Annotated in this window: 6 protein-coding genes and 1 pseudogene; 4 read left to right on the top strand and 3 right to left on the bottom strand. The window is 50.2% G+C overall.

Translation table 11 applies throughout. The annotated features are described in order from the left end of the window. Window positions 1-174: 174 nt before the first annotated feature. From RS887_RS08380 to RS887_RS08370, 3 genes are read right to left on the bottom strand one after another with little or no spacing between them, the layout of a single operon-like run. Entirely contained in the window at window positions 175-3,444 is a 3,270-nt protein-coding gene (locus RS887_RS08380; RefSeq protein ID WP_322615028.1) for a type I restriction endonuclease subunit R, read from the bottom strand. Continuing rightward, entirely contained in the window at window positions 3,441-4,754 is a 1,314-nt protein-coding gene (locus RS887_RS08375) for a restriction endonuclease subunit S (protein ID WP_322615027.1), read from the bottom strand. The genes RS887_RS08380 and RS887_RS08375 overlap by 4 nt, the downstream gene beginning before the upstream one ends. Then, window positions 4,754-7,090 carry a type I restriction-modification system subunit M gene (locus RS887_RS08370; RefSeq protein WP_416339953.1) on the bottom strand — a complete coding sequence of 779 codons (2,337 nt, stop codon included), beginning with the start codon at window positions 7,088-7,090 and terminating at the stop codon, window positions 4,754-4,756. The genes RS887_RS08375 and RS887_RS08370 overlap by 1 nt, the downstream gene beginning before the upstream one ends. Before the next feature lie 458 nt (window positions 7,091-7,548). Between RS887_RS08370 and RS887_RS08365 the strand changes: the two genes are divergently transcribed. The 4 genes and pseudogenes from RS887_RS08365 to RS887_RS08350 all read left to right on the top strand — a co-directional run bounded on the left by RS887_RS08365 (window position 7,549) and on the right by RS887_RS08350 (window position 11,490). Beyond that, window positions 7,549-8,022: a hypothetical protein gene (locus tag RS887_RS08365; RefSeq protein WP_322615025.1), complete on the top strand. Its 474-nt coding sequence runs from the start codon at window positions 7,549-7,551 to the stop codon at window positions 8,020-8,022. 298 nt (window positions 8,023-8,320) lie between these two features. Next, window positions 8,321-8,974 carry an anti-phage protein KwaA gene (gene kwaA, locus RS887_RS08360; RefSeq protein WP_322615024.1) on the top strand — a complete coding sequence of 218 codons (654 nt, stop codon included), beginning with the start codon at window positions 8,321-8,323 and terminating at the stop codon, window positions 8,972-8,974. Between the two features lie 2 nt (window positions 8,975-8,976). Next, complete coding sequence (locus RS887_RS08355; protein WP_207848966.1) at window positions 8,977-9,948, top strand: Kiwa anti-phage protein KwaB-like domain-containing protein; 972 nt, start codon at window positions 8,977-8,979, stop codon at window positions 9,946-9,948. A gap of 451 nt (window positions 9,949-10,399) precedes the next feature. Continuing rightward, window positions 10,400-11,490, top strand: a pseudogene (locus RS887_RS08350) (IS630 family transposase). The last annotated feature ends 200 nt before the right edge of the window (window positions 11,491-11,690 follow it).

Raw genomic sequence — 11,690 nt, 5'->3', positions numbered from 1 at the left:
CGGGCCCGCAAGGCCCGGCTCGACGTAATCCATTCTGGAGTTGGAAGAACCATGTTGAGGCGCTAGGCACAGCTCTCTTACAAAACCTTCCTCAGCTGGAGAGGAAGGCCTTTTGTCAAAGTATTTGCATTCGCCCACAACGTTGGCAAGGCGGGCGAGTGTTAGGCCCTTCAGCTAGTCATTCGTCGCCATATTAAGTAGATCAAAAACAACTTTCGCAAATTTACTGGCTTTAGCTGGGTCAGATAACAATTGCATCATCTGATTTTGGTGAGCATCTCCACTTTCCATAATTGCGTCATCTACCGCGCTGGCAAAGTTACCTAGCAGTGCTTGCTCTGGGGTATTGTTGATCAGCTGTTGCATGACCAATTTGTTTTCACTGACTTTGTCGCGGATCGTATAGGCGTAATTAACCATGTCTTTATCGGTAAGTTGATCAGCTACAAATATTTCGTTGAGCCGTTCCAAGATCTGTGAAAGCAGTTCTTCCTTTTTGTCCTTAGCTTTTGCTGAGCCAAGCCCCTCACCAGGCACTAGCTTATGATCAGGTGAGTCTTCTATTAGCTTCAGATCCTGCTGGCGTATTTTTGAAACCCGGTAATGGCTGAGCACGATACCCTCCAGATCGATATCATCCTCATTTACAGCGGTTTCACGCAGCATTGGGCCTAAATTGCGCGCGTACAGGCTAAGCTTTTCGAGCTGCTTGTCATCATAATCGACGATCTGCGACATGAATTCATAGAAGCGTACATAGGTACCCAGATCCTTTTTGAAGATATCCAAGGCGTCCTTGGCTTGCTTGCATTCCTTCAGGTCGTTTTCAGCATTAGCGATCAACACTGCATCTTTAGTTTTTTTGATCCGCTCAAATATTTCTTTCGAGTGAGCGTAAGCGTCAACTGCCAATTTGTAGCGCTTCGTCCAGCGTTCGACTGCCGGTTTGCAAATGTTCGCAATTGCCGCATTGCTTTTGTTTTTGACGAAAAATGCTACACAGAACTGCTCAACTTCACTCGACTTGTAAATGCCTGCAGCATTCAGCTTCTCAAATAAATCGAAGATCAGGTCTGGATTGGAAACATCTGCCAGCTCCGCCGTCTGAAAATACGGTTGGAATGAGTCCAGTATGTCCTGCGGCTCGTTGAAGAAGTCCAAGATAAACGTGCCGACGTCAGCTTTTCCAGGATAAGTGCGATTCAAGCGCGACAGGGTTTGCACGCACTCGACGCCACCGAGCTTTTTGTCCACGTACATAGCGCAGAGCTTGGGTTGGTCAAAACCGGTCTGAAATTTGTTGGCAACAATCATCACCTGATAATCATCGCTATCAAAGGCTTTGCGCATGTCGCGGCCTTTGAGGTTGGGGTTCGTGTTGCTCTCGGTATATTTGTTGCCGAGAAGCGCGACGGCGTTAGGGTCTTTCTCGGTGAATTCCACTTCACCGGAGAACGCCACCATGGCATGGATTTTTTGGTAGCCCTTATCGATGATGTATTTGTCAAAGCACAGTTTGTAGCGCACAGCTTCTTTGCGCGAGCTGGTGACCACCATGGCTTTGGCTTGCCCACCCAGTAGGCCCATGACGTTGCTGCGAAAGTGTTCAACGATCACCTGCACCTTTTGCGCGATGTTGTACTCGTGCAGGCGCACCCACTGGTTGAGCTTGACCTTGGCTTTTTTGCTCTCAACTTCCTGATCGGCCTTATCGATCTTTTGCGCCAGGTTGTAGGCCACTTTGTAGTTTGTATAGTTCTTCAGCACATCCAGAATAAAGCCCTCTTCAATGGCCTGACGCATGCTGTACACATGGTAGGCCTCGGGCTTGTTGGTTTTAGAGGGTTGCTCAGAGGGTTTGGGCAATCGGCCAAACAGCTCCAGCGTCTTGGTTTTCGGCGTGGCGGTGAAGGCAAAGTAACTCAGGTTCTTTGACGCCCTGCGTGACGCAACGGCGGCATCGAGAATGTCTTCAGAGCTGAGTTCGTCTTCACCATCAGTCTTGGCCTCAATCATCAGTACTTCTTTCAGCTGCCGTGCTGTGGAGCCGGTTTGCGAGGAGTGAGCTTCGTCGGCAATGATCGCGTAGCAGCGTTCCTTCAAGCTGACGCTATTTTCGATTGCGCGCAGCACGTAAGGGAAGGTCTGGATGGTTACAATAATAATCGGCTGTGAGTTCTCTAGCGCGGCTGCCAGCTTCTCTGATTTTGAGCCGTCGCCTTCCTGATTATTGATGCGGCCAACTACGCCGTCGACGTGTTCAAACTGGTTTATGGTGTCTTGCAGCTGATCATCAAGTACGGTGCGATCCGTCACCACAATTACGGAGTTGAATTGCTTGCAGCCCTCGTCGTCATAAAGTGCCGTCAGCTGATGCGCTACCCAGGCAATCGAGTTGGATTTACCGGAACCGGCGCTGTGCTGAATCAGATACTTATGGCCGGGGCCCTCGGTACGGGCTGCCATGACCAGCTTATTCACCACATCCCACTGGTGATAACGTGGAAAAATTAGGCTTTCTTTTTTGTATTTGCGGCCTTCCCAGTCTTCTTTCTCTTCAATCTGTAGATGCACAAAGCGCCCGAGAATCGCCAGCAAGTTCTTGGGCAGTAGGACTTCGTTCCACAAATAATCGGTGGCGTACTGGTTGATGTCCTCCGGCACATCATTGCCGGCGCCGCCTGCCTTAGTACCCTTATTGAATGGTAGGAAGAAGGTATCTGCACCTTCCAGTCGTGTGGCCATATAGACCTCGTACTGGCTGACTGCAAAATGTACCAGTGCACCGCGCTTGAAGGTCAGTAACGGCTCTGGTTTTTTGGTGGCCGGGTCTGTTGCAAAGCGCGTGGTTTTGTACTGCTTAATAGCTTGGTGCACAGCCTGCTTGAATTCGGATTTGAGCTCCAGAGTAGCGACCGGCAAGCCATTCACAAACAGCACCAAGTCAATTCGCCAGGCTTTGGCCATGCTGCCGGATTGTTCGAGATGTTCTTTGTTTGCCCATGGTGAGTAAGCCACCTCAGGTACGACACGGCAGCGGTTCTTGGCATAACGAGCCAGAGTGTCTGGGTTTAGATCATGTTCAGGCTTGAACTGACACAAGCTGAAGCGCGTGCCACGGTGGCGCAGCTCATGGCGCAACACACCCAGCGTGCCGAAGGTGCGCATTTCTTTGCTGGCGGCATGGGGATCAGTTTTATTCAGTTGGGTGGCGACACGTTCAAGAAAGTGGTGCTCTGGGTTGTTTGGGTAGAGAGCGCAGAATTTTTGCCACTGTCCATCTTGGGTTTCTTTGACAAAACCCAGCAAGTCGTCAGGGTACAAGGCCAGCTCACGGTTGTAATTTTCCGTTTTTCCTAGCAGCCAGCCCTTGGTAACGAGATGCTTGAGCATATCGTTCTGGAATGTCAGCTCGTTGGCCTTACCGCCACCCAATGCACTCATGCGGCTACTTCCTTGTCTATTTGACCGACTTGCGGCGCGACCCAGGTTCTTACGTCGATTTTACCAGTAACGGCTGCGCAGATAAGGGCCGCTCGGCGTTCTTGTAGCAGTTTAACTTTGAGGCTGGCTCTAGATTCTAGCTCATCGTACCGTACAAGCTTGCTGCTTAAATATGCAACGATTTCAACTTGCTCTTGGATAGGGGGAAAAGCACCGCCGATTTTCAATAAATTTTGAATGGATAATCGAGGTAATCCTGCTCCTTTTACCAAGCTCTTTACCTGTTCGGCTACAGCATCACTCTGAAGCAGGAAATCAAAATACTGCGATATGACGCGGCGTCTATCAGGTCGAATTATGATCAAGGAAGAAGCAACTACAAATTCAACTCCCTCTGGGGCTATAGCGGTTTGGCCTATAGTTCCATCTTTGCTAAATAAAATATCCCCTGCAAATGGGAGGCATCCAGTTTTAACCATGTAATCGAAACTGGCCGGAGTAGTTAACAATGCATGATTAAAATTTATGACGCCGTTTTTTATATCTTTTGTGGATATGAAGTATCGCTCTCCACCTTCGGTTACTGGTGAAACATGCGCGCCATCAGTAATTTCTTCGCACCTATACTTGATTAAACAAACATCCCACTGCTCCGGCACTTGCCCAAACCACTCAGCGCCCGAATCGCGCATTTTGGCAGTCGGGTTCAAACCTTTGGTGACGGCATGGCTAATCAAGGCTTGGCGCTTTTCTTTTAGCAGCTGTATTAATTGTTCTTGCTTTTCGACTAAGGTATCGATTTTTCCGGTTTCGTGATCAAGAAATAAAACAATTTTCTCTTGCAGTTCTTGTTCAGGCAATGAAAATTCGAAGTTTAAAAACTGTGGCATTCGTAAAGAGTCTACGGTTGACTTGGCATTTCCCTCCAATGCAACTTTATAGAAATTATTAGATAGGTAGTAGTAAACAAATTTACCTAACGCCAAATTAAAATTGTTCAACATATAAACACGCTGATGATAGTCGAATTTCCCATTGTAGTAATGAAAAACCTTCCCGACTCCAACTCCATCGCCGGCTGTTAATACGGCTTCGCAATCTGCCCCGAATGAATTAATTCTCTCTATTGTTTGAGAGCGAACAAAAAAAGGATAGAGTCCGTCCTCCACAGCGTTTACTGTGTCTTTAGTTCCCGTTCCTACAGAGCAAATGTATTTAAGCTTTTTAATTTCCCAGCTTTTAGGGATCTCTCCCAGCCACTCAACTCCAGAATCCTTATAATCAGGATACGGCTTATATCGCCCCGCCATTACGAATGTACCTCTTGCAGCAGCTGCATAATCTCGGCTGACACGGCATCCAGGTCGGCATCTATCTCTAGCAAATCTCTCGGTGGTTGGTACTGGTAGAAATGCCGGTTAAATGGGATTTCGTAACCGACAATGCCGACTTGCTGATCCTTAGTGTCTTTCTTGCTAGCATCAATCCAAGCATCGGGCACGTGGGGTTGCACTTCTTTAAGGAAGTAAGCCTCGTTAATGGCGTTGACGCTTTGGTTCGGGTCGAGCGCGACGTTTTCGTAGTCGCGCAACTCGCTGTTAGTCTGGTATTCGATCACCTCGCCATTTACGGAAAACAAGCCATACAATGGGTTGGCTTTGGATTTGTGAATCTTCTTGATGACCTTGGCTGCGGCTGGGTTCTTCCAGCTCACGGCATCGGTGATCTGTTTTTTGTCTTTGGCATCCAGGGTGATACCTTGTTGCTTGCAGGCAGTTTTGAGGGCGTCATCCAAGAAGTTGAAGTCGTCATGTTGGACGGTACCAATGCTGGCCTGTAAATGTTGAGCCTTGAGCAGAAGCCGCTTTTGATCCATCCAGGTTGTTCTGCTTAGCAGGTCTTTGATGTGCTTCTCTTTCAAGTCGGCGAAGTGCAACTTGCAGTAACGGCGAATGGTGTCCTCATGGGCGCTTAGGTCGCCGTAACGCTTGCAGTTGTCGTCGTCGCTCCAGTTTTCGCCCTCTACCGCACTGAACTCTTGGTAAACCCAGCGCATGGCGTTGTTGATGGCGCCGGGAGCGAAGCGACAGATAGACACTCGCTCGTTACTGAACTGGTAGGACAGGCGCAACGGACGCTCAATGCTGATGCGGCGATAGCCGAACTCATAGCTGTTGAAAATCTTGCTGGCGAAGGTCTTGGCAGTCTCGGCTTTCGGGTTGGCAGCCTGGCGGCCTCGATTGCTTTTTTGTGCAGTTTGTTTGTCAAGTTCGTAGGCGTCGACTGCGGCAAAGCTGCCGAAGGCGCGGATCACAGTGGCGATGTCGCGTTCGTCCATTTCGTTGCGTTTGGAACCGAGGGATTTGCGCATTTTTCCGCAAAGGTTCGCGCCATTGATAAGCTGTACCTTGCCCTTACGTTCCTCGGCTTTTTTGTTCGATAGCACCCACACGTAGGTCGAAATACCTGTGTTGTAGAACATGTCTGTGGGCAGGGCTACGATGGCTTCGAGCAAATCGGCTTCGAGAATGTAGCGGCGGATTTCTGATTCGCCAGAGCCGGCGCCTCCGGTAAACAACGGCGAGCCATTGAGGATGATTCCAATCCGCCCGCCACCTTGAGAGCCGTCGCGTAGCTTGCTGAGCAGGTGCATTAGGAATAACAACGATCCATCGCCTACCCGTGGCAAGCCTGCACCGAAACGGCCACTGAAACCTTTTTGCGTGTGCTCTTCACTGATCTCTTGCTCGATCTTTTTCCAGTCCACGCCAAAGGGCGGGTTGGAGAGCATGTAGTCAAATTCAGTAGCATAAAGCTGGTCATTCGAGAGGGTGTTGCCTAGCTTGATGTTGCTGACATCCTGCCCCTTGATAAGCATGTCCGCCTTGCAGATGGCGTAACTCTCAGGATTGAGTTCCTGGCCATAGGCGCGCATCACCGCATGTGGGTTGAGCTCATGTACGTATTCCATGCCTGAAGATAGAAAACCTCCAGTACCCGCTGTTGGATCATATATGGTTCGGATGATGCCGGGCCTGGTCAGCGCATCATCGTCTTCCATAAACACCAGGGACGTGGTGAGCCGCACGATATCGCGCGGGGTAAAGTGTTCCCCTGCGGTGTCATTAGAACTTTCCGCAAATCGGCGAATCAACTCTTCAAATACCAAGCCCATGTCGTGGTTGGAAACAGCCGCAGGGCTTAAGTCCGTGCTCCGTACCTTCTGTACAACCTTGTAAAGCAGGTTGGCATCGTTCAGCTGTCCGAGAAACTCGGTGAATTTGAAGTGCTCGAAAATCTCCCGTGCATCCTTGGAAAAGCTCTGCAGGTATGACTCCAGGTTTGCCTTGATGCCGGATTCACCGAGCTTGGACAGATCCATTTTCGAGGTATTGAAAAACGAAAGCCCACCGCTGGCACGCAGGAGCAGTTTTTCCTGTGCTTCTTCTGAGATTTTGAGTTGCTGGACGCGTGCATGCTCTGCCAGCACAGCTGCCTTGCTTGCCTCTAACACGCACTCGAGGCGACGCAACAAGGTGAATGGCAGAATGATACGACCGTACTGGCTTTGCCTAAAGTCACCACGTAGTAAGTCGGCTAAAGACCAGATGTAGGCGGCCAGGTTATTGGAAGCTTGCGACATTATTAGAAATTCCCTGCGGTGCTTAGCGGTTGCTGACGCGGTGCGAAGCACGATTATGAACAAAGCTAGGCGGCATTATGCTGCAACGTAAGCAGGTGGCCATGCCTGAAATTGGGTATTTCTATTGGAAGGGTTTGGGCTGGAGGACAATTGCCAGATACGGAGTGGTACAGCGATCATGGATTTTGCTGCCGCGTCACCGAATTCATCAACGCGCAGTTGTTCCAGCGAAGCGCCGCCTGACGTTTGCTCGAAAAGCGCGACTAGCAGTCCGGTGCGACCTCGGCCAGCTTTTTACAGGACGAGTTGAGCAGGTTTAGGGGATATCGCGATGCCCCAGTTGTATACCTCCATCTAGAGATAAGAGCGGCAGGCCAAATTCAGTGCGACTGCGTCTTTGAGGTCAGCCGCCGGGTTGACTAATCCTATCCACCGTCTGGCAGTCTCTGATGGAGGTCGCTATGCCTCTTACAGCCAAGCACAAACCTAAAGCCCGACGAGGCCGGCCCCGGCTCGAAACGCAACGGGCCCTTTATCAAATTAAGCTGTCCGGGTGGGATTTCACATGGTCGTTCAGTCTAGCGTTGCCGAACAATTCGAGGGCGAACGAAGGCCATTATAATGAACACATGATCCTCACGCTGAAGGGCGAAATGCTCTATCCAGAGAAATTCAAATACCCAGATGTCGAGTGCCAGCTCTACGCAGATCCGCGACTGACGCAAGACACTGACCCTCCCAAAGGAATAGGATCAATGACAGCAAGCGGGACACGACTGGTTGCGTACATAGCTGTCCCCCGCGAGCGGATGGATGCCTTAGCTGGCGTGGCCGACCGACTTCTGTCCTTAGAGTTGAATGCCACCCCGTTGCATTACCGGCGTGCGCTGATCATGTCGATTCATTTGGGTTCAGAGCGAGAGCCAGATTGGTAATGCTATTGCGGCTTACCTGGATGCGCTTCAAAAGCTGAAGCCCCGGTTTCGGGACTTCGGATGAATCGATCGCGGATAGAAGGCATTGCAAGTCCCCTTTCGTAGCCTCAGCGGTTACGTGGCAAGGCCCTAGTCGCCTCATTCCGCATCCTCTGGCTTCGCTTCGTACACACTGTTATGGCTAAATGCTATTGTCTAGCACGGCGCCAAGCGCCTAATGGATCAAGAAGTCGCGATGTAACCGGCGGCCCTAGCCGAGAACTGGCAAAAATAGGGGGAATGGTAAGGGGCAGTTAGCATGAGCATCCCTCCTTACACCCTACATCCCCTCAAGCACAGCAAATGGAGAGCACTTATGAAGGATCATTGGCTGATAAAGGTCATGCTTTACGTCCTTTCACTATGGTTGCTGTTCGTTTCGCTGTTGATCATGTCCTTCGACCAAGCACTGCTGTCCAATTTTTGGGCCGCCTTAACCGAGCATGACGTTGCGAAGCTGACTTCGGAGTTGAAAGTCAGAAACTTGGTTTTTATTGTGAGCATATTCTTCATAATTTTGGGCATGCTCATACTTTGGCTTCTTGCGAACAGCTATCGAGGTGGCTGGTCAATCAACTGCAAAATATCAGACGTTACCGATGAAAATCATGAGCACTTGGAATTTCTCGCGACCTATGTAATGCCGCTTGTCTTTACCGATGTAAATAGCAAGAGAACTGTGCTGAACTTGGTGCTGATGATTATTGCTATTGGAGCGATTTACGTAAAAACTAATAAGTTTTACTCAAATCCATCATTGGCTATTTTGGGGTTTAAGATTTACAAGGCAAAAATACACGACAGAGGCGAAAAGCAGTTTGTAGTCATTTGTCGGGGGCAGCTCACAGAGCAGAGCGTAATCCGCTATATCCGGATTGATAACAATACCTGTTTGGCTAAATTGGATAAGTAATTATGTTTACTGGCATCGACGCTATCATAAGCTCAAAGCATCTCTCTGGAGAGGCGTTCTTTTTAACAAGTACGGCATCTGGCCCAGTGATCTGGTCAGTTTTATTGGAGCCTACAGTTGAGAAAGAACTAACAAAGGCGTTCGCCGATAAACTTAGAAAGGTCGCCGTCGAGCCTAACGTGGGTAAAGCCGGTGTTCCTATGGTTTCTACTATCCTAGAGCGGGATCGACAAGTGATGGAGTACGACCAAGCTGCAATCGGCCACGTACCTAGTGAATTTGCCGAAATTCAGCGTGTACTGACCTTTGGGGTGAACGCTAGCGCTCCAGCCTTCGACTTCAAGCAGCAAGGTCTGTCGGCGGTTAAGGGTGTGATATATCATCTGTCCGATGGGCAAGGTAACAGTGTGGTTATTTACCAGCACAAATACCCCGTGTCACTGCATAAAAAAACCAAAAGCTCATTTTGCAGTTTCAACGGCCGCACTTTAGGGAAAGTTGATTACGATGCCATTGATATCAATGACACGGTCGACGTATTTTATTTTGCTGGTAAGTTCTATACGCTGAATGTTGCTCTGCTGGAGCGGTTCTATGGCCTTGAGCAAGTTATCAATAATCTTGCGCATGCCGCAACACCGCTTGTTCTAGCCTTAAATGTAATAAATATCCAGGGGGTTGCATCTCCAGGCGACATTTTTAAGGATATGCATCACGATCGAGCATTCATGCGCCGGTTGGCGATGGTCTCGAAAGGCAATATCGTGAAATCTGGATTGAACGTTACTCAAATCCAAGGCGTGATGGCGAACTTTCCGATTTTTTCCCGTACGATCGATCTCACTGGTGGCTTGGTGAATCTAACTACTAAAGAGCAAAAACGGAGTTTCATCCGCTTGCTCAATAACGAGGCTTCGTTCGCTGCTCTCGACAATAGCCCGTTCCTGGCGGTAGATAAGGATTCAGCAGCGTAATCCTCACTGGCTTGACAGATTGGCCTTGTTCCCTCGAACCATGACTTCCCAACCGGGTTCATGGGAGATTGAGGGGTGTTGAGTTACGTCTCAGCAAACCTGCAGAGGTTGCGATGCTGGATTTCAGTCGCCATGTGGTGAGCTTTCTGACGTCGGTGTTTTAAAGATGCCACCGGGCGTTGCGGCCCGGCTTAAATCAGTCCCCCATGCCGTCCAAGCGGCAGGGAGATCGCTTGCGATAAGCGTTGAAAACACCTTGCTTAGGCGTTTATAGAGTTGTGCAGTGCCATCACCTCGTGATGGTCGCGGGCAAATACTGCAGAAGGAAGACCAAACCACCTCTTTCGGTGGTTTTTTTCTTGGAAATCTTACTAGTGTCTCGAGCGGCTAGTTCATTTACTAACGTGTAAAGATATACTGTGTGCCCCCTCGCCCCGAGATGGTTCCACGCATGCCTCGACCAATTGCTCCTTTTGCACTGCAAGCCGCCGACGTCATTACGCTTCAAGGTTGGTTGCGCATGAGTACGCTGGAGCAAAGCCTCGGCCAGCGGGCGCGGATACTCCTTTACTCGCTGAAGGGGTGACGCCCATGGCCATCTGTGGGCAGTTACAGATCACTTCACCGACGGTGTTCAAGTGGCGAAAGCGCTACCTTGAGTCCGGCATCGAGGGCCTGAGCGACCTGCCGCGTAGCGGTCAGCCCCTGAAGCTGGGTGCTGAGAAAGTCAAAGAAATCCTGACCCTGACAACTCAGCGGGTTCCCAAGGAAGCAACGCATTGGAGCGTTCGGTTGATGGCCAAATACGCGCGCGTTACCACCTGGCAAGTTCGACAAATCTGGGCTGCGTCCGATCTCAAACCGCACCGGCTGAAGACATTCAAGATCAGCAATGATCCGCACTTCGCCGAAAAGGTCATTGATGTGGTCGGGCTCTATCTGAGCCCTCCGGACAACGCCATGGTGCTCTCGGTTGACGAGAAAACCCAGATCCAGGCGCTGGACCGTACTCAGCCGATGCTGCAACTTCGGCCCGGGCAGATCGAGCGGCGAACCCATGATTACAAGCGCCATGGCACGGCAAGCCTGTACGCCGCGTTTGACATCATGACGGGTGAAGTTATGGGCCGGATCACCCAGCGGCACCGGGCCAAAGAGTTCTTGGATTTTCTGCGACAGATTGACAGCAACACGCCTGCCGAGCTGGATCTCCATGTGATTCTGGACAACAGTTCGACCCATAAAACCGCTGCGATCAAGGCCTGGCTGGAAAAACATCCGCGCTTCAAGTTGCACTTCACACCGACCAGCGCGTCTTGGCTGAACGCAGTGGAAGGCTGGTTTTCGCAGTTGGAGAGACGGGCGTTGTATCGAGGTGTCTTCTCCAGCGTTACTGACCTGAAAGCTGCGATCCGCCAATTCATAACGGCTCACAACGAGCATTCGGCCAAGCCGTTCAAATGGAACAAGACGGCAGAGGCCATCATCAGCTCGGTACATATGGCAAAGCTGAGCGCGATGAAAAATAAGCTAATGAATTAAGCGATCGGGACACTAGCGAGGAGCGAGAACCAGGAGGGGCTTGGCTTTCACGTCTTAATCGTTGGGTGCGAGTTAAATTATTCGAAATTATGGCTGGGGAATAATTATGGCCAGCCAATAATTTCATTGCCTGATCATTTTTTGAGCGGTTGTTGCTGGGGTTGGATGAATACCGGTCAAGGCCGACTTCTGCAATTCGA

The organism is Pseudomonas sp. BIC9C (assembly GCF_034541995.1).
In the GTDB taxonomy this organism is placed as follows: Bacteria; Pseudomonadota; Gammaproteobacteria; order Pseudomonadales; family Pseudomonadaceae; genus Aquipseudomonas; species Aquipseudomonas fluorescens_CC.
This window is presented reverse-complemented; position numbering and strand designations above follow the sequence as displayed.

Excerpts from the sequence above, each read along its gene's own strand:
- RS887_RS08380 (WP_322615028.1), bottom strand. The coding sequence starts at position 3,444 with ATGAGTGCATTGGGTGGCGGTAAGGCCAACGAGCTGACATTCCAGAAC.
- RS887_RS08375 (WP_322615027.1), bottom strand. The coding sequence starts at position 4,754 with ATGGCGGGGCGATATAAGCCGTATCCTGATTATAAGGATTCTGGAGTT.
- RS887_RS08365 (WP_322615025.1), top strand. The coding sequence starts at position 7,549 with ATGCCTCTTACAGCCAAGCACAAACCTAAAGCCCGACGAGGCCGGCCC.
- kwaA (WP_322615024.1), top strand. The coding sequence starts at position 8,321 with ATGAGCATCCCTCCTTACACCCTACATCCCCTCAAGCACAGCAAATGG.
- RS887_RS08355 (WP_207848966.1), top strand. The coding sequence starts at position 8,977 with ATGTTTACTGGCATCGACGCTATCATAAGCTCAAAGCATCTCTCTGGA.